Origin of the sequence: Paenarthrobacter sp. RAF54_2 (assembly GCF_052113945.1) — a bacterium.
Lineage (GTDB): Bacteria > Actinomycetota > Actinomycetes > Actinomycetales > Micrococcaceae > Arthrobacter.
Genome location: NZ_JBFRDV010000019.1, coordinates 110,308 through 128,740, shown reverse-complemented (window position 1 = coordinate 128,740; position 18,433 = coordinate 110,308). Strand labels below are relative to the sequence as shown.

General features: G+C 62.7%; 13 protein-coding genes and 2 rRNA genes. 1 reads left to right on the top strand and 14 read right to left on the bottom strand.

The genetic code is table 11. The annotated features are described in order from the left end of the window. The 5 genes from AB4Y87_RS18995 to AB4Y87_RS18975 all read right to left on the bottom strand — a co-directional run. Nucleotides 1-116: ribosomal RNA gene (locus AB4Y87_RS18995) — 23S ribosomal RNA — on the bottom strand; the annotation flags it as partial. Nucleotides 117-421: 305 nt separating this feature from the next. Next, nucleotides 422-1,728 (bottom strand): 16S ribosomal RNA (locus AB4Y87_RS18990). Nucleotides 1,729-2,681: 953 nt separating this feature from the next. After that, the gene (gene tyrS, locus AB4Y87_RS18985; protein WP_442005834.1) at nucleotides 2,682-3,992 is read right to left on the bottom strand and encodes a tyrosine--tRNA ligase; all 1,311 of its coding nucleotides are present in this window, start codon (nucleotides 3,990-3,992) and stop codon (nucleotides 2,682-2,684) included. 37 nt (nucleotides 3,993-4,029) lie between these two features. Continuing rightward, nucleotides 4,030-6,258, bottom strand: coding sequence for a HelD family protein (locus AB4Y87_RS18980; protein ID WP_442005833.1), 2,229 nt, complete (start codon nucleotides 6,256-6,258; stop codon nucleotides 4,030-4,032). A gap of 99 nt (nucleotides 6,259-6,357) precedes the next feature. Next, on the bottom strand, nucleotides 6,358-7,017 hold the full coding sequence (locus AB4Y87_RS18975; RefSeq protein ID WP_442005832.1) for a DNA-3-methyladenine glycosylase: 660 nt from the start codon (nucleotides 7,015-7,017) through the stop codon (nucleotides 6,358-6,360). Nucleotides 7,018-7,099: 82 nt separating this feature from the next. Here AB4Y87_RS18975 and AB4Y87_RS18970 point away from each other — a divergent pair, with 82 nt between their 5' ends. Continuing rightward, nucleotides 7,100-8,629: an AlkA N-terminal domain-containing protein gene (locus AB4Y87_RS18970; RefSeq protein WP_442005831.1), complete on the top strand. Its 1,530-nt coding sequence runs from the start codon at nucleotides 7,100-7,102 to the stop codon at nucleotides 8,627-8,629. A gap of 106 nt (nucleotides 8,630-8,735) precedes the next feature. Here the strand turns inward: AB4Y87_RS18970 and AB4Y87_RS18965 are convergent, their stop codons facing one another. The 9 genes from AB4Y87_RS18965 to argC form a co-directional block, all read right to left on the bottom strand. Then, nucleotides 8,736-9,473, bottom strand: coding sequence for a maleylpyruvate isomerase family mycothiol-dependent enzyme (locus AB4Y87_RS18965; protein WP_442005830.1), 738 nt, complete (start codon nucleotides 9,471-9,473; stop codon nucleotides 8,736-8,738). A 101-nt stretch (nucleotides 9,474-9,574) separates the two neighbouring features. After that, nucleotides 9,575-10,990: an argininosuccinate lyase gene (gene argH / locus AB4Y87_RS18960; RefSeq protein ID WP_442005829.1), complete on the bottom strand. Its 1,416-nt coding sequence runs from the start codon at nucleotides 10,988-10,990 to the stop codon at nucleotides 9,575-9,577. After that, entirely contained in the window at nucleotides 10,987-12,192 is a 1,206-nt protein-coding gene (locus tag AB4Y87_RS18955) for an argininosuccinate synthase (protein WP_091466547.1), read from the bottom strand. The genes argH and AB4Y87_RS18955 overlap by 4 nt, the downstream gene beginning before the upstream one ends. 89 nt (nucleotides 12,193-12,281) lie before the next feature. Beyond that, nucleotides 12,282-12,818, bottom strand: a complete 537-nt coding sequence (locus AB4Y87_RS18950) for an arginine repressor (RefSeq protein ID WP_216925220.1) — start codon at nucleotides 12,816-12,818, stop codon at nucleotides 12,282-12,284. Continuing rightward, nucleotides 12,818-13,825, bottom strand: a complete 1,008-nt coding sequence (argF, locus tag AB4Y87_RS18945) for an ornithine carbamoyltransferase (protein WP_442005828.1) — start codon at nucleotides 13,823-13,825, stop codon at nucleotides 12,818-12,820. The genes AB4Y87_RS18950 and argF overlap by 1 nt, the downstream gene beginning before the upstream one ends. After that, the gene (locus AB4Y87_RS18940) at nucleotides 13,822-15,096 is read right to left on the bottom strand and encodes an acetylornithine transaminase (protein WP_442005827.1); all 1,275 of its coding nucleotides are present in this window, start codon (nucleotides 15,094-15,096) and stop codon (nucleotides 13,822-13,824) included. Before AB4Y87_RS18940 ends, argF begins: the two co-directional genes overlap by 4 nt. After that, nucleotides 15,093-16,052: an acetylglutamate kinase gene (argB, locus tag AB4Y87_RS18935; RefSeq protein ID WP_442005826.1), complete on the bottom strand. Its 960-nt coding sequence runs from the start codon at nucleotides 16,050-16,052 to the stop codon at nucleotides 15,093-15,095. The genes AB4Y87_RS18940 and argB overlap by 4 nt, the downstream gene beginning before the upstream one ends. A gap of 10 nt (nucleotides 16,053-16,062) precedes the next feature. Then, complete coding sequence (argJ, locus tag AB4Y87_RS18930; RefSeq protein WP_442005825.1) at nucleotides 16,063-17,229, bottom strand: bifunctional glutamate N-acetyltransferase/amino-acid acetyltransferase ArgJ; 1,167 nt, start codon at nucleotides 17,227-17,229, stop codon at nucleotides 16,063-16,065. Further along, complete coding sequence (gene argC, locus AB4Y87_RS18925) at nucleotides 17,226-18,257, bottom strand: N-acetyl-gamma-glutamyl-phosphate reductase (RefSeq protein WP_442005824.1); 1,032 nt, start codon at nucleotides 18,255-18,257, stop codon at nucleotides 17,226-17,228. The genes argJ and argC overlap by 4 nt, the downstream gene beginning before the upstream one ends. Nucleotides 18,258-18,433 lie beyond the last annotated feature (176 nt).

The window sequence follows — 18,433 nt, the reverse complement described above, 5'->3', positions numbered from 1 at the left end:
GGACATCCTGGGATCAACGCTCGGTTATCAACTCCCCCAGGCTTATCGCAGATTCCTACGTCCTTCTTCGGCTCCTAATGCCAAGGCATCCACCGTGTGCCCTTAAAAACTTGACCACACAAAGATCAAAAACTTACTCGAGAGAACCAYGACCACAAGGGCCAGGTTCATTCATAAGAAATTGCTGTAAGAACACACACAAGTGTGTGTTCTAGATGCTCGCGTCCACTATGTAGTTCTCAAACAACAACCCCATCAACCAGACCACCACCACCCACAAAGGGAACAGACGGTAAGTACCGGAAGCAGGAACAAAAGAAACACCAGAAGATGCTCTCTGCATTGCTGCAAAAAGGTCCTGTTGCCTCAGGACCCAACAGTGCGCCAAACACAACCCCATACCATGTTAGCAGCTCCTTAGAAAGGAGGTGATCCAGCCGCACCTTCCGGTACGGCTACCTTGTTACGACTTAGTCCCAATCGCCGGTCCCACCTTCGACGGCTCCCCCCACAAGGGTTAGGCCACCGGCTTCGGGTGTTACCAACTTTCGTGACTTGACGGGCGGTGTGTACAAGGCCCGGGAACGTATTCACCGCAGCGTTGCTGATCTGCGATTACTAGCGACTCCGACTTCATGGGGTCGAGTTGCAGACCCCAATCCGAACTGAGACCGGCTTTTTGGGATTAGCTCCACCTCACAGTATCGCAACCCTTTGTACCGGCCATTGTAGCATGCGTGAAGCCCAAGACATAAGGGGCATGATGATTTGACGTCGTCCCCACCTTCCTCCGAGTTGACCCCGGCAGTCTCCTATGAGTCCCCGCCATCACGCGCTGGCAACATAGAACGAGGGTTGCGCTCGTTGCGGGACTTAACCCAACATCTCACGACACGAGCTGACGACAACCATGCACCACCTGTAAACCGACCGCAAGCGGGGCACCTGTTTCCAGGTCTTTCCGGTTCATGTCAAGCCTTGGTAAGGTTCTTCGCGTTGCATCGAATTAATCCGCATGCTCCGCCGCTTGTGCGGGCCCCCGTCAATTCCTTTGAGTTTTAGCCTTGCGGCCGTACTCCCCAGGCGGGGCACTTAATGCGTTAGCTACGGCGCGGAAAACGTGGAATGTCCCCCACACCTAGTGCCCAACGTTTACGGCATGGACTACCAGGGTATCTAATCCTGTTCGCTCCCCATGCTTTCGCTCCTCAGCGTCAGTTACAGCCCAGAGACCTGCCTTCGCCATCGGTGTTCCTCCTGATATCTGCGCATTTCACCGCTACACCAGGAATTCCAGTCTCCCCTACTGCACTCTAGTCTGCCCGTACCCACTGCAGAACCGGAGTTGAGCCCCGGTCTTTCACAGCAGACGCGACAAACCGCCTACGAGCTCTTTACGCCCAATAATTCCGGATAACGCTTGCGCCCTACGTATTACCGCGGCTGCTGGCACGTAGTTAGCCGGCGCTTCTTCTGCAGGTACCGTCACTTTCGCTTCTTCCCTACTGAAAGAGGTTTACAACCCGAAGGCCGTCATCCCTCACGCGGCGTCGCTGCATCAGGCTTTCGCCCATTGTGCAATATTCCCCACTGCTGCCTCCCGTAGGAGTCTGGGCTTACTCACCCGTTCGCCACTAATCCCCCAGCAAGCTGGGATCATCGTTCGACTTGCATGTGTTAAGCACGCCGCCAGCGTTCATCCTGAGCCAGGATCAAACTCTCCGTTGAAAAATAACAGACACAACCACACCCACCGGAAATAACGGACAGGCACGGCTGCACAAAATTCGAAACCAGCTGAAAACCAAACCACCACACACGGGGTGCGCAACGGCCTGGCCATAATTTCAACCAATCAATAAAACAATCGGCATCAACAAACTTGGCACACTATTGAGTTCTCAAACAACAGACACTAACCGGCACCACCCAGACCCCTACAGGGCCAAGGATCGCTCCGGAGCAACTTTTCAAACTTACCCGATCAACCGGATCCACGCAAATCAACGTTTCCGCGATTTTCGATCCCGCCACATCGGCCCCACCCGTTGCCGGCACGCCCAAAAGCGCACCATATTCCAGGCTGTTATCAAAAGGGGTTGGCCCCCGCAGTTCCCAGCACCAGGCTGTCTCACTCGCGGCGACTCAGAAGACATTACACGCCCACCAGCCCCGACACAAATCCACCCCCACACCACCCCAAAACCCCCGCAAACACAAGCCAAACAGAACCACCCAAACCCAAAAACACGCCAAAACCACCAAAACAACCACCCGTGAACCCCGTCACATCAACCAACACCCCACACCCCCGCCGCCAAACACCAAACCCAACCACCGCCGTCGAACATTTCCAACCCCACCACCAAGAACCGACACGACATGAGAGAACAAACCCCCAAACACGTCCGGACGTGAGAGAAGGACGGTCCAAACACATCCGGATGTGACAGAACAAACCCCAAAACACGTCGCGACGTGAGAGAAGGATGCTCAAAAACGACGATTATGTGAGAGAACAACCGAAGGGGGCGGGGGTCATCCGGCAGCGCGCGTCCAAGCGACGAAGGAGCGAGCGCGCAGAGGATGACCCCCGCCCCCGGGGCGCCCAACTCAAACGCAGAAAGGGCCGGCAACCATAACGGTTACCGGCCCTTTCGGAACTGGACTACTGAGAAAACCTAGGCTGAAACCTCAATGGTCGCCAGGTTCTTCTTGCCCCGGCGAAGCAGCAGGTACCGGCCGTGCAGAAGCTCGTCCTGGGCGATGACTGCGTCGGGGTCGGACACCTTGGTGTTGTTCACGTAGGCGCCGCCTTCCCCCACGGTCCGGCGGGCTGCCGACTTGCTGTCGGACAAACCGGAGGCCACGAGCAAGTCAATGATGCCCAGACCGTCGGCGCTGATCTTCGCGGACGGAAGTTCTGCCGTCGCTGATTCCAGGGTGTGCTCGTCCAGGACGGTGAGGTCGCCGTTGCCGAAGAGCGCCGCGGAGGCGGCGATGACCTTTTCGGTCGCATCGATCCCGTGCACCAACGAGGTCACTTCGAATGCAAGCTTCTTCTGGCCTTCGCGGGCAAACGGGCGCTCAACAACTGACTGGCCAAGCTCTTCAATTTCCGCACGTGAAAGGAAAGTGAACACCTTCAGCCGATCCACCACGTCAGCATCGGCCGTGTTCAGCCAGAACTGGTAGAACGCGTACGGGCTGCACATTTCGGGGTCCAGCCAGATGGCGTTGCCCTCGCTCTTGCCGAACTTGGTGCCATCCGAGTTGGTGATGAGAGGCGTACCCAGGGCGTGGACGCTCTTGCCCTCCACCTTACGGATGAGTTCGGTACCGCTGGTGAGGTTGCCCCACTGGTCCGAGCCCCCGGTCTGCAGTGCACAGCCGTAGTCGCGGAACAGTTGGAGGTAATCCATGCCCTGCAGGATCTGGTAGCTGAACTCGGTGTAGCTGATGCCCTCGTCGGAGCTCAACCGCGAGGCGACAGCATCCTTGCGCAGCATGGTGCCTACGCGGAAGTGCTTGCCGATTTCGCGCAGGAAGTCGATGGCGCTCAGCGGCGCCGTCCAGTCCAGGTTGTTGACCATGCGTGCCGCGTTGTCGCCCTCAAAACTGAGGAAACGGCGCACCTGGCCCTGAAGGTAGCCGACCCACTCCGCAACGGTGTCCTTGGTGTTCAAGGTGCGTTCCGCCGTCGGACGTGGATCGCCGATCAGGCCCGTGGACCCGCCAACCAGGCCGAGCGGCTTGTGGCCGGCCAGCTGCAATCGACGCATCAGGAGGAGCTGCACCAGGTTACCCAGGTGGAGGGACGGGGCGGTGGGGTCGAAGCCACAGTAATACGTGATCGGGTCCCCGGCGAGCAGCTTTTCCAGTTCCGTTTCATCGGTGGAAACGTGGACAAGGCCGCGCCATTTGAGCTCCTGCCAGATGTTGGCAAAGGCGGGATCGTTGTGCTGGGACTCGATGTTGTTTACGTGTGACACGAGTTCTAAGTTAGCAGGATTGTTGAACCTGCTTTTCCTAGCGTTCAATGCCGGCAGGCAGCGGTGCCGCGGCGATGAGCCTGAGCCGCTGCGTGGGTCGGGTCATAGCGACGTAGAGGTCGCCCACCTTGCCGTGCTCATGATTGAGCATGGCGGCTGGTTCCAGGACGATGACCCCATCAAATTCCAGGCCCTTCGCTTCCTTCGGACTGATGACCACGATGTCCTGCTCGTAGCTTCCGGCTCCCGAGCCGATGCGTCGGCCGTAGATCTCACGCAGCGCAGCAGCCGCCTGCGGCAGCAGTGGGCCGTCGGCGATCACAGCCAGCAGGCCGCCGTCGATTGCTTCCACTTCCTCAGGCAGGACCTCGACCAGGCGGGAGACAATGCCGTCCGCTTCGACGCGGTCCACAATGGGCCACCATTTGCCTTCGCGCACGGCTTTCGGAGCTGAGACCACAAGGCCTGCACGGTTGGCCATCCGGACAGCGGCTTCCGCGATCTGGGATGGCGTGCGGTAGTTGACGGTGAGCTCTTCGAGCTGCCAGCGGTCACCGAACGACGGCGCCAGCGCGCTTTGCCACGAATTGGCGCCGGCCGCGGCACTCGTTTGGGCGATGTCCCCCACGATTGTGAAGGACTTCAGCGGGCAGCGACGCACGAGGAGCCGCCACTGCATGGCCGAAAGTTCCTGTGCCTCATCAACCACGATGTGGCCGAAAGCCCAGGAACGGTCGCTCGTGGCGCGCTCGGCTGCGGTGAGCCGATTCTCGCGTTCCTGGTTCTGGTCTGCCAGTTCTTCGGCGCTCACCAGGACGTCCACGCCCATGGCCTCCATGTTGGCCAGGGTCTGCTTGGCGTTGGCGAGATCGCGGGCGCGGTCGGCTTCCTGCTGGGCCAGTCCCCTGCCCGCAGCAGGGTCCAACTCACCCAGGAGCTCAGCAGCTTCGTCCAAAAGCGGGACGTCAGCCTCGGTCCAGGGAGCATCGACGGGCCTCTGCAGGAGGGATCGCTGTTCCGGTGTGAGGTGCGGCGTGCAGGCTTCCAGGATGGCGGGCTTGCTGAAGAGCTCCGAGATCAGCTTCTCGGGCGTCATCGGCATCCAGCACAGGTTCAAGGCGATACGGACGTCCCGGGCAGACCGGACGTCTTCGGCGAGGTAGGCGCGATCGGCGTTATTGCCGATGTTCGATTCCTCGACGAGGTCCGTCAGTTGCTCCGTGAGCTCACGGAGGAGGATCTTGACGAACGTCAGCCGGGCTTCATTGTGGGGTTTGCCGGTGGCCCGGGCCTTTTCCCGCGCCCGGCGGACCTGTCGGACGGTCAGCGTCAGCTTGCGGGAATCCACTTCGAGAATGCGGTCTTCCGCAGGCGTGCGCTGCCGGTTCGCTACAGCGTTGGCCACCACCGTGGCCATGTCGAGCTTGCCTTTGAGGGCAGCGACGTCGGGATCTTCCTCGGGAACAGCGTGGATTCCGGGCATGAGTCGGCCAAGACTGGCCATGACGACGCCGGTCTCGCCCAGCGACGGCAGCACACGCTCGATGTAGTGCATGAACGACGACGACGGTCCCACCAGCAGCACGCCGGCACTCTTAAGGCGATCACGGTGCGTGTACAGCAGGTAGGCGGCACGGTGCAGTGCCACTGCGGTCTTACCCGTTCCGGGACCACCTTGCACGACGAGCGCGCCCGAGATCGAGGAACGGATGATCCTGTCCTGCTCCGACTGGATGGTTCCCACGATGTCCGACATGCGGCCCGTGCGCTTGGAGTTCAAGGCCGCGAGGAGCGCGCCTTCGCCCTGCAGGGAATCGTTGTCCGCGAGCATCCCGGCATCCAGGACATCGTCCTCGATCGCCTTCACGTCGCGGCCTTGCAGGATCAGGTGCCGACGGCGGCGCACACCTTGGCGGTCGAATGCGGTGGCCTGATAGAAGTGGCCGGCTTCGGGCGCACGCCAGTCAACCATGAGCCGCTGGAGATCGGCCGTAGACAACCCGATGCGCCCAATGTACTGAGCCTCACCCGAGTCCAGATCAAGGCGGCCGAAAACCAGACGGTCATCGACGGCGTCGAGCTGCGCAAGGCGGTCCTCATACAGTGCGGCGAACGCGTCACGTTCGGACACGTTTTGCATGGTTCCCACTGCACCGGCCTTGCGCACCTGCGCCAGCTGGGCGCGCTTTTCTTCGCGCAGCTCATCGAGCCGGGCGTACAGCCCAGCAACGTATTCCTGCTCGTGAACCAAATCAGCGTCGTGCATCGAACCGTAACCCCTATCGCAAAAGACAGACCGTCCATTCTACAGCGATTTTGGTAAACGTGCGGGGTCCAGGTCATATGGCGGATCAGTGGCCAAAGTTCAGGCCCGGTTGCGTGGCCGCGCCGCTTTGTACCGTGACACCGTCGGGTCATCTTCGATCCAAAAGCGCCAGGGATAGTCCGTGCTTCCACCGGGGCCGGCCACTCCAACCCGCGGTCCGCTGGCCACGGCCGCTGCCGGCGTCGTAGGCAACCACAGACTGAACGGTGAGGCGAGCGCGTCACGGCCGGTGTCCGCCGTCGTGAGTCCCAGCGCCGATGCCAGGCGGGCCGGTCCGCTGGCCAAGTCCTTGTGCGTTTTGGAGGCAGGCCTGCGGACAGTGGCAAGCCCCTCCCCCTCTACAATCTCGCCGGCCCGCAAGAGCAGCGCAGACGGTGAACCTTTGGGACCGCAGACGATGTTGGCGCAGTAGTGCATGCCGTACGTGAAATAGACGTACAGGAATCCCGGTGGTCCGAACATAGGCGCGTTCCGGGCTGTGGGGCCGCCGAAGGTGTGCGATCCGGGATCGGGGTGTTCGGAATCGCGTGGGCCCATATACGCCTCCACTTCAGTGAGCCTGACCGCCACCGGACCGGCTTCGGAGTGGTGGGTGAGCACGGCCCCAAGGATCAGTGGAGCGATTGCGCGGGGGTCGCCCTCAAGGAACTTACGCACTTTTTCGGGATTGCTGACTCCCTTCTCGATGGACGAGCTCATGCCCAGACCCTAGCAAAAATCGTGGAACGGCCATGTCCGATTTCCGCTAGCAGCGGACGTGGACTCCTGACAGGATGAAGGAATGGACTTCTGGCAGCGCTACAGGGCAATTGACGCACGCGACACCCGTTTCGACGGTCAATTCTTCACAGCCGTCAGCTCAACTGGTATCTATTGCCGGCCGTCCTGCCCCGCCCGGACGCCGAAGGCAGAGAACGTCACGTTCTACGAGACCTCAGCCGCTGCCCACGAAGCCGGGTACCGCGCTTGCAAGCGCTGCCTCCCCGAGGCCGTCCCCGGCACGCCGGCCTGGAACATCCGATCTGACGTTGCCGGCCGTGCAATGCGTTTGATCAACGACGGCGTCATCACCCGCGAGGGGGTCGACGGCCTGGCGCAACGGCTGGGCTACTCGGCGCGCCAGCTCAACCGGATCCTCAGCCACGAACTCGGCGCAGGCCCCCTGTCGCTGGCACGGGCCAGCAGGGCGCAGACAGCCAGGGCGCTGTTGGTCTCAACGAACATGCTCTTCGCCGACGTCGCCTTCGCCTCGGGGTTCAACAGCGTGCGGCAATTCAACGACACCATCGGCGAGGTTTTTGCGATGACCCCGACGGCGTTGCGTGCCACGGGAGCGAGGTCCGGCGTTCGCCGGGGTGCTGTCGCGCCTACTGCTCTAACACTTAACCTGCCCTACAGGGAACCATTCGATCCAGGCATCTTCGACTTCCTGGCCGTCCGTGCGGTGCCCGGCATTGAGGTGGCACGTACCGAAGCCGACGGAACCAGGAGCTATGGCCGCACGCTCCGCCTCCCCCGAGGCAGTGCCTCTTTCTCCGTGGTCTACAGCCCCTCGACGCCGGGCAAGCCCTTGCAGTTGACGGCCACCGCTGTAGATCTGCACGACCTTCCTGCATTGTTGAGCCGCGTCCGGAGGTTGTTCGATCTGGACTCGGACCCGCAGGCAATCGACGAAGCACTGGGAACAGACCCGCGGCTCGCGGGGAGCATCACGGCGGTTCCCGGAATTCGCGTGCCGGGAGCAGTGGACCCCCAGGAATTGCTGGTCAGGGCAATGATAGGTCAGCAAATCACCGTTGCTGCCGCTCGAACAGCACTGACACAGTTGTCCGTTGTTGGCTCCCTCGCCGAGACCCCCACCCCCGGGCTGGAGCGGCAGTTTCCGACGCCGGCTGAAATCGCCGAACACGGACGCGAGTTGCTGAGGGGACCTCAGCGTCGCATCGACTCCGTCGTTGCTGCGGCCGAAGCGATGGCCACAGGGGCCCTTGAGTTCGGCTACGGCGACGACGTTGCCGCGCTGGAGCGCAAGCTGCTGCCGTTGCCAGGGGTTGGTCCGTGGACTGTAGGGTACGTCGCCATGCGGGTGCTCGGAGCGCCGGACGTTTTCCTGGGCAATGACGCGGCAGTTCGAAACGGGTTGAGAGTCCTCCCGCCTGGCGCTGGCCTGAGCTCTGACTTCCGCGAAGTAAGCCCTTGGCGGTCCTACGCCACGATGCACTTGTGGCGGGCGGCAGCAAAGCCCAAAGACGCATCGGCCGAAAAGCGTCAGGACGTGAGAGAAGATCGGCCCAAACCGGTCAGGACGTGAGAGAAGATCGGCCCAAACCGGTCAGGACGTGAGAGAGCATCGGCCCAAACCGGTCAGGACGTGAGAGAAGATCGCCCGAAAAGCGTCAGGACGTGAGAGAGGATCGCTAGCGGGCGGCGGGAGCGGCGGCGGGCCAGGGGAGCAGCTCGGGCAAGTCGACGCCGTCGGCAGCCGCCGTCGCGCGCAGGCTTCCCAGGCTCGGTTCACGGCCGGCGAGCCATGCAGCAATGTCCGTGAGCATGCCCGTAATGGCAATCGATGTGGCGCCGTGGCCAATAACTTGCTGCGGCAGGCCCGTGGGCTGCAAGACAAATTTGTACGTCTCCGGAACGCGTGCTTCGAGGAAAGTGAACAGGTGCTCGCAGAAGGCGCGGCTCCAGGTTTCCGGGCCGTACCCCAAACCCACGTCCGAAGCGTGGATGACGAGTTCGCGCCACAGCGCCAGACCGCCGTCGAGGACTGTTCCGTTCCGGTAGCTGATGCGTGCGTCCCAGTCCTCGGGGCCCAAGGCATCGAAAGCAGAGACGGCCCGCGCCAAGGCGGTTTCCACGGACTGCTTGTGTTCCTGGAGGCTGTGCCCGGCGGCAAGTTCGATCGCTTTCGTGCGGCCTTGAACTCCACCGTCATACAGTTCAATGGTTTCGCCACGCCGGGCGAACTCCAATTGCCGGGCCATGGCATTCGCAATTCCGGCGATGTGGGCCAGAACATGGCCGCGGGTCCAGTCCGGGAGTTCGGACGGTTCCGGGATCGAAGCGTCCTCGAGTTTGGCAAGGATACGGGTGACGACGTCAGCGGCTTTGTGAAGCTCTGCGGGCAGCGTCTCAGCTGTGATTGCGGTCATAGCGCCATGTTAACGCACAGCGGGACGGCACCCCGTGGCAGACAGGCCTGGAAGCCTGCCTGCGCGGTGCCGTCCCGTCGTGGTTTCACTGGCGAAACGGTTCAGCTGGCGTAGCTGCGCGCTGCGTCCAGTTCTGCTTTGAGCGCCACCATTTGGCGTTCGACGGCGGCTGGTGCAGTTCCGCCCTGGGAGTTGCGGCTGTTGAGCGAACCCTCAGTGCTCAGCACGCTGCGGACCTCGGGAGTCAGGTGCTGCGAGATCGCTGAATATTCTTCATCCGTCAGGTCCCACAGCTCAACCCCACGGCTTTCGGCCTGCTTGACTGCAGCACCTGAAAGCTCGTGTGCTTCACGGAAGGGAACGCCCTGGCGGACCAGCCATTCGGCGATGTCCGTTGCCAGAGCGAATCCCTGTGGTGCCAAGGATTCCATGCGCTCGGTGTTGAACTTCAGGGTCGCGATCATGCCGGACACGGCCGGAAGCAAGAGCTCCAGCGTGTCGGCGGCGTCGAACACCGGCTCCTTGTCCTCCTGAAGATCGCGGTTGTACGCGAGCGGGAGGCCCTTGAGCGTTGCCAACAGTCCGGTCAGGTTGCCGATGAGGCGTCCTGCCTTGCCGCGTGCGAGCTCGGCAACGTCCGGGTTCTTCTTCTGCGGCATGATTGAGGACCCGGTGGAGTACGAGTCGTGCAGCGTCACGAAGGAGAATTCCTTGGTTGCCCAGAAAATTACTTCCTCGGAGATCCGGGACAGATCAACGCCAATCATGGAGCAGACCCACGCGAACTCGGCGAAGACATCGCGGGAGGCGGTGCCATCGATCGAGTTGTGGACAGCCGAGAAGAAGCCAAGATCAGCTGCAACGGCCTCGGGATCCAGTCCCAACGACGAACCTGCCAAGGCACCCGAACCGTAGGGTGAAACGCCCGCACGCTTGTCCCAGTCCTGGAGGCGCTGCACATCGCGCAGCAACGCCCAGGCGTGGGCAAGGAGATGGTGGCTCAGCAATACCGGCTGGGCGTGCTGCAGGTGCGTCCGTCCAGGCATGGCCACACCTTGGTGGGCCTGGGCCTGGTCAACAAGGGCATCAATCGTGGCAAGGACACCGCTGGCAATGATCCTTGCATGATCGCGCAGGAACATCCGGCCGAGCGTTGCCACTTGGTCGTTGCGGGACCGGCCGGCACGAAGCTTGCCGCCCAACTGGGTTCCGGCACGCTCGATCAGGCCACGTTCCAGTGATCCGTGAACGTCCTCGTCGCTCTCGGCCGGCAGGTAGGCGCCGCTCGCGACGTCCTCGTCCAGCTGGGTGAGAGCGGCGAGCATGCCTTCAAGCTCGGCGTCGTCCAGCAGACCGGCCTTGGCCAGCACACGGGCGTGCGCCTTGGAGCCGGCGATGTCATAGCGGGCCAGCCGCCAGTCAAAGTGCGTGGACTTGCTCAATGCTGCCAGCGCATCCGCGGGGCCGCCGGCGAACCGGCCGCCCCACAGTGCACCTTCGTTTGTGGCGCTTGTCATTCGCCGGCAACCCGCAGGTCGCGGCCCGAGGCAACCTTGGAGGACATGCCCCACAGCTCGATGAAGCCGCGTGCCATGGACTGATCGAAGGTGTCGCCGGTGTCGTAGGTGGCGAGGTCGAAGTCGTACAGCGAGGTCTCGGAGCGACGACCGTTGACGATTGCCTGACCGCCGTGGAGGACCATCCGGATGTCGCCGGAAACGTACTGCTGGGTGTCCTCGATGAAGGCGTCCAGGGAGCGCTTCAGCGGGGAGAACCACTGGCCGTCGTAGACCAGCTCTGCCCAGCGCTGGCCAACGGTGGCCTTGAAACGGGCCTGCTCGCGCTCGATGGTGATGTCCTCAAGGTGCTTGTGCGCGGTGATCAGCGCCATGGCACCGGGTGCTTCGTAGATTTCGCGGGACTTGATGCCCACGAGGCGGTCCTCGACGACGTCGATGCGGCCAACGCCCTGCGCGCCTGCACGGCGGTTCAGTTCCTGGATGGCCTGCAACGGGGTGACCTTGACGCCGTCGATGGCTACCGGCACGCCGGCCTGGAAGGAAATGGTGACCTCGTCCGGTGCCGGCGGGAATTCCGGGGTGGCGGTGTAGTCGTAAATGTCCTTGGTGGGAGCGTTCCAGATGTCCTCGAGGTAGCCGGTCTCGACCGCGCGTCCCCAGACGTTCTGGTCGATCGAGTACGGGTTCTTCTTGGTGGTCTCGATCGGCAGACCCTTTTCCTCGGCGAAGGCGATGGCCTTGTCGCGGGTCAGTGCGAGGTCGCGGACCGGTGCAATGCACTTCAGGTCCGGGCCGAGGGTCTGGATGCCAACTTCGAAGCGGACCTGGTCGTTGCCCTTGCCGGTGCAGCCGTGGGCAACGGTGGTGGCGCCGAATTCGCGGGCTGCCTTCACAAGGTGCTTCACGATGACCGGACGCGAGATCGCCGAAACCAGCGGGTAGTGGCCCTGGTAGAGGGCGTTGGCCTTCAGTGTGGGCATGGCGTACTCGTTGGCGAATTCGTCGCGGGCGTCGGCCACGTAAGCCTCGACGGCGCCGCAACCCAGGGCGCGCTGGCGGATGGTCTCCAGGGACTCGCCGCCCTGTCCGACGTCGACGGCCACGGCGATGACCTCGGCGCCGGTGGCTTCACCGATCCAGCCGATGGCTACGGACGTATCAAGGCCACCGGAGTAGGCCAGAACAATGCGCTCAGTCACGAGAGTGCTCCTTTGTTGTTGCTTGGTTCATTTGAAATCAATGCTGTGTGAATCAATGCTGTGAAAATCATGGGCCGCGTCCACGGCGGTTAGTTTCCGGGGCCGGCTTCCTCGGCCAGCTGGAGGAAGCGAGCCGCGAGTTCCGCCCCGCCGTCGGGATCCCTGGCAACCAACAGCAGAGTGTCGTCGCCTGCGATCGTACCTAATACCGACGGCATTACGGAGTGGTCGATGGCCAGTGCCAGGAAGTTCGCGGCCCCCGGGGGTGTTCGCAGGACCACAATATTCCCCGAGGCCTCGGCGGTAACCAGCAGTTCACCGCATAGCCGGGAAAGCCGTGCGTCCAGGATCTCCTGCGTGACGCCGCTCTTGGCATTGCGGTCCCCGCCCTCCCCCGGAACGGCATAGACCAGGGCGCCTTCCTTGCCCCGGACCCTCACCGCGCCAAGTTCCACAAGGTCCCGGGACAGCGTGGCTTGGGTGACCTGAACGCCGTCGTCCGCCAGCAGGGCTGCAAGCTCTGCCTGGGAACGCACGGACTCACCCGTCAGGATCGCGGTAATACGCGCCTGGCGGGCAGTCTTGGTGGCCGGGCTGGCGCCCGGAACCGACGGATTGGTGGACACTAGAACGTGCTCTCCCCGGTACCTTCAACAGGTGAAAGGCCATCGACAAAAGCGAGCCCCGAGCGGTGCATCAGCCAGGCCATGAGTGCCTTCTGCGCGTGGAGCCGATTCTCTGCCTCGTCCCAGACGATCGACTGCGGGCCGTCAATAACCCCAGCGGAAATTTCATACCCGCGGTAAGCGGGAAGGCAGTGAAGAACGACGGCGTCGGGCGCGGCCTGTGCCATTGCTGCCTCATCGACGGAGTAGTCGCGGAACAACTGCATCCGGGCTTCCTTCTCCGCTTCCTGGCCCATGGACACCCAGGTGTCTGTAGCCACGACGTCGGCACCCTTGAGGGCCTCGGCGGCATCGCTCGTGATGAGCACAGAACCGCCGGTCTCAGCAGCGCGCTCTTCTGCGGCAGCGACGATTTCGGCTGCGGGCAGGTAGCCTTCGGGTCCGGAAATGCGGACGTGCATGCCAGCTGTAACGCCTGCCAAAAGGTAGGAATTGGCCATGTTGTTGGCCGCGTCACCGAGGTAGGCCATGCTCAGGCCCTTCAGCTCACCTTTGTGCTCTTTGACGGCCAGAAGATCCGCGAGGAGCTGGCAGGGGTGGTAATCGTCGCACAGGGCGTTAATGACGGGGACTTTCGAGTTTTCCGCCATGGCCACCAGACCGGAGTGGGCACCGGTCCGCCACACGATGGTGGAGACCATGCGCTCCAGGACCCTGGCGGTGTCCTCCACGGATTCCTTGTGGCCAATCTGCGCTTCACCGGGATTGATGATGAGGGCGTTGCCACCCATGTCCGCAATACCGGTGGCGAAGGAAACACGGGTGCGAGTGGAGGTTTTGTCGAAGATGACAGCGACGGTCTTACGTCCGTTGCCATCGGCTGCGAAGGGCTGGACGCTGTACGGCGCCGCCTTCATGCGGGCAGCGAGCTCAAGGACCTCGGCTTGCTCAGCCGGGCTCAGGTCCGTGTCCTTCAGGAAGTGACGGGTGGTGGTGGATGTAGTCACTGTGCGTCCTTAGCGGTGGTGGCTGTAGCCGTAGCGATCAGGGTGGGAAGAGCGTCCAGGAAACGGTCCGCTTGATCGATGGTCAGGATCAGCGGCGGCGCGAGGCGGATGGTCCTCGGGCCGGGGCTGTTGATGATGAATCCAGCGTCGAGTGCGGCTGTGACCATGGCGTGTGCGACGTCGGCGTTCACATCGAACCCGATTAACAGGCCCTCACCGCGGACTTCAGTGACAGCCTCGATGGCGGCCAGTCCCTCGCGAAGATGAGCGCCGACTGCCATTACGTTCTGCAGCACACCCTGGCTCTCGATCGCGTGCAGCGTGGCAAGAGCGGCGGCCGTGGCCACCGGGTTTCCACCGAAAGTGGTTCCGTGCTGTCCGGCGGTGAGCAGGGCCGACGTCGTGCTTCCGAGGGTGATCAGCGCACCAATGGGGAACCCGCCACCAAGGCCCTTGGCAAGCGTGATGGCATCGGGAACGATGCCCGCATCCTCGCTGGCGAGCCATTTGCCGGTCCGGCCAATGCCTGTCTGGACCTCGTCCAAAATCAACAAGGCGCCAGCCGCCGTAGTGGCTTCACGTGCCGCCTGCAGGTATTCGGCGCTCAGCGGCCGGACACCCGCTTCGCCTTGGATTGGTTCCAGGAAGACGGCTGCTGTGGATTCGTCGACGGCGGAGCGCAGGGCTTCGATGTCATCGAACGGGATGTGGACCACGCCGCCGGGCAGGGGCTCGAACGGTGTCCGGTAAGCTTCTTTCGCCGTGAGCGCGAGGGCGCCCATGGTGCGGCCATGGAAAGCCCCCTCAAGGGCGATGATCTTGGTCCGCTTGGCGTCGCTGTTCCGGCGCGCCAGCTTGAATGCTGCCTCGTTGGCTTCCGTGCCGGAGTTGGCAAAGAAAACCTTGGAACCGGCAGGAGCGTTGGTGATGGCCAGGAGCTTTTCAGCAAGGGCGATCTGCGTGGGGCTCGTAAAGAAGTTGGACACGTGTCCAAGCGTGGCGAGCTGGCTGGAAATGACTGAGGTGACGAACGGGTGGGCGTGGCCCAGTGCGTTCACGGCAATACCGCCCAAGAGATCCAGGTACTCCTTCCCGTCGGCGTCCCACACGAGGCAACCCGCGCCGCGGACCAGGACCCGCTGAGGCGTACCGAAGACACCCATAAGGGATGACGAGTAGCGGGCCAGCCAGTCAGCGCCTGAGCTCTGGGAAACGAGCGTGGTTGCGGCAGCCTCCGCAGCGATAGAGGAATGGCTCAGTTCGGTACTCATGCGTCTACTTCCTCGTCGGGTACTACCTGCGTGCCGATGCCGGCGGTGGTGAAAGTTTCAAGAAGCATCGAATGCGGGAGGCGGCCATCCACGATGTGAGCACGTTCCACGCCTTCGTCGATCGCCTTCAGGCACGCGGCCATCTTGGGGATCATGCCCGACTCGAGCCTGGGCAGCATCTCTCGGAGCTCGGACGCGGTCAGCGAAGAGATCAGCGACGACTTGTCCGGCCAGTTCGCGTAGAGGCCTTCAACGTCGGTCAGGATGACGAGCTTGGTGGCGCCCAACGCCGAGGCGACAGCTGCGGCCGCTGTGTCTGCGTTGACGTTCAGGACCTGGCCGGTAGTGGGACCGGAACCGTTCCCGTCGTCGAGGATTTCCGGGGCGACCGTCGAGATCACCGGGATGCGACCGGCGTCGAGGATGTCCTTGATCCCGGCGGGGTCCACGCCTACGACTTCGCCCACCAGGCCGAGGTCAACTTCCTCGCCGTCCACCACGGTGCCCGTGCGGACTGCGCGCAACAGGCCGCCATCCTCGCCGGACATGCCAACGGCGTAAGGACCATGGGAGTTGATCAAGCCGACGAGTTCGCGTCCCACCTGACCGGTGAGGACCATCCGCACAACGTCCATGGCTTCCGGAGTGGTGACACGCAGTCCACCCTTGAACTCGGACTCAATGCCAAGCCTGCCCAGCATGGAGTTGATCTGGGGGCCGCCGCCGTGGACCACTACAGGGTGGATGCCCACGTGGTGGAGGAACACGATGTCCTCGGCGAAGGCGCGGCGAAGGTCATCGTTGACCATGGCGTTGCCGCCATACTTGATCACCATGGTGGTGCCGGCAAAACGCTGGATCCACGGCAGTGCCTCGATCAGGGTGCCCGCTTTGTCCTGGGCCGCTTCCGCCGAAACGTGACTCGTGGAGGTGGTTTCCCGGGTATGCGCAGTCATAGTCATCCGCTCAGCTCGAGTATGCGCTGTTCTCATGCACGTAGTCGTGCGTGAGGTCATTTGTCCAGATGGTTGCCTCGGCGTTGCCGGCCTGAAGGTCGATGTCGACGAGTACTTCACGTGGTTCCAGGTCAACGAGGTTGCGGTCGTCGCCGATGCTGCCGTTGCGGCAGATCTGCACGCCGTTCATGGACACGTTGAGCTGGTCCGGCTCGAATATGGCGTCGGTGGTGCCCACGGCGGACAGCACGCGGCCCCAGTTGGGGTCCTTGCCGAAAATGGCGGCTTTGAAGAGGTTGGAGCGTGCAACGGCGCGGCTAACGATCTCGGCATCGCCTTCGCTTGCTGCATTGAAGGTACGAATGGCGATATCGTGGCTGGCACCTTCGGCGTCGCCGATGAGCTTCCGGGCCAACTCGGCGCAGACCTTCGTGATGGCCTCGCTCAGCTGCTCCGCTGAAGGCAAAGCTTCCGAGGCACCTGATGCCAGCAGCACCACGGTGTCGTTGGTGGACATACAGCCGTCAGAGTCGGCGCGGTCAAAGGTGACCCGCGTGGCATCGCGGAGGACGACGTCGAGCTCGTCCGCCGGCACCTCGGCGTCGGTGGTGAGGACAACCAGCATCGTTGCGAGGCCAGGGGCCAGCATGCCGGCACCCTTGGCGATGCCGCCAACGGTGAATTGCTTGCCCTCAGCATCAGTGCCTGTGAAAACGGCTTCCTTGGACACGCTGTCCGTCGTCATGATGGCAGTTGCGGCGGCCGAACCGCCGTCTGCGGACAGCTCGCCGAATGCGGCCTCAACGCCCGGAAGGATTTTATCCATGGGCAGTTGCTCACCAATCAGGCCAGTGGAGCAAACCACGACGTCGGAAGCTGAGACTCCCAGCACTTCTGCCACTTTCTCGGCCGTGGCGTGCGTGTTCTGGAATCCCTGCGGACCAGTGCAGGCGTTGGCGCCCCCTGAGTTCAGGACCACTGCGTCAACACGTCCGTCGCTGACCACCTGGCGTGACCAGTGAACCGGAGCAGCGGCCACGCGGTTTGAGGTGAAGACAGCAGCAGCGGACTTTTGCGGGCCGTCGTTGACCACCAGGGCCAGGTCCGGGTTGCCGGATGCCTTGATGCCGGCTTTGACGCCGGAAGCCCGGAATCCCTTGGGTGCGGTAATGGTCACGGTGCAACTCCCTGCAGGTTAAGGCCGGCGGTTTCGTCCAGGCCGAGGGCAATGTTCATGGACTGCACGGCTCCGCCGGCGGTTCCTTTGGTCAGGTTATCGATGGCGCACGTCACGATCACACGGCCAGCGTGCTGATCAAAAGCCACCTGCATGACGGCATGGTTGGAACCCTGCACCGACTTGGTCGTGGGCCAGTGGCCTTCAGGCAGCAGGTGGACGAACGGTTCGTCGTCATAGGAGTCCGCCCAGGCTTGGCGCAGTTCTGCATAAGTAACGCCGTGACCGACTTTTGCTGTTGCCGTGGTGAGAATGCCGCGGCTCATCGGCGCCAGGGTGGGAGTGAAGGACACTGTCACCGGCTCGCCGGCGGCGTTGGACAATCCCTGCTCGATTTCCGGCGTGTGCCGATGACCGCCGCCAACACCGTAAGGGCTCATGGAACCCATGACCTCGGAGCCAATCAGGTTGACCTTCGCCGCCTTGCCGGCACCGGAGGTACCAGAGGCCGAGACAATCACGACGTCGTCCGTCAGGAGGAGATTGTTGGTGAACCCGGGCGTCAAGGCGAGCMGGGCCGACGTCGGGTAGCAGCCGGGAACGGCGATGCGCTTGGCGCCCTTGAGCGCGTCGCGCTGTCCCGGCAGTTCCGGGAGCCCATACGGCCAGGTGCCAGCATGGGCCGAGCCGTAAAACTTTTCCCATGCAGCCGCATCCTGCAGGCGGTGGTCCGCACCGGCGTCGATGACCACTGTGCCTTCCGGCAATTGGGCAGCGATCTCTGCAGAAGCGCCGTGCGGGAGTGCCAGGAAGACGACATCATGCCCGGACAGGTTCTCCACCGTGGTGTCTTCCAGAATCCGGCTGGCCAAACCGTGGAGATGAGGCTGCAACTCCCCTAGTCTGGAACCGGCGTTGCTGTGCGCAGTGATAGCACCGATAGTGACGTTCGGATGGCCTGCAAGCAGGCGCAGCACTTCTCCCCCGGCGTAGCCGCTGGCACCGGAGACGGCAACAGAAATAGTCATAGCTCCACTGTACAGCAAAACTATTCATGGTTGCCGATATTTATGCATGCCGTCTTCTGGCAAGTGCACGGCGTCACAATAGGTTAGTGCCGACAGCGTATGCTTAGTGGAGGGTGATCCAGACCGTGCAGTCCGAACGTCGGCTGCAGCGTTGCCCGTTAGCGATACGGGGCACA

Excerpts from the sequence above, each read along its gene's own strand:
- AB4Y87_RS18970 (WP_442005831.1), top strand. The coding sequence starts at position 7,100 with ATGGACTTCTGGCAGCGCTACAGGGCAATTGACGCACGCGACACCCGT.
- AB4Y87_RS18975 (WP_442005832.1), bottom strand. The coding sequence starts at position 7,017 with ATGAGCTCGTCCATCGAGAAGGGAGTCAGCAATCCCGAAAAAGTGCGT.
- argB (WP_442005826.1), bottom strand. The coding sequence starts at position 16,052 with ATGACTGCGCATACCCGGGAAACCACCTCCACGAGTCACGTTTCGGCG.
- argH (WP_442005829.1), bottom strand. The coding sequence starts at position 10,990 with ATGACAAGCGCCACAAACGAAGGTGCACTGTGGGGCGGCCGGTTCGCC.
- AB4Y87_RS18980 (WP_442005833.1), bottom strand. The coding sequence starts at position 6,258 with ATGCACGACGCTGATTTGGTTCACGAGCAGGAATACGTTGCTGGGCTG.
- AB4Y87_RS18940 (WP_442005827.1), bottom strand. The coding sequence starts at position 15,096 with ATGAGTACCGAACTGAGCCATTCCTCTATCGCTGCGGAGGCTGCCGCA.
- AB4Y87_RS18965 (WP_442005830.1), bottom strand. The coding sequence starts at position 9,473 with ATGACCGCAATCACAGCTGAGACGCTGCCCGCAGAGCTTCACAAAGCC.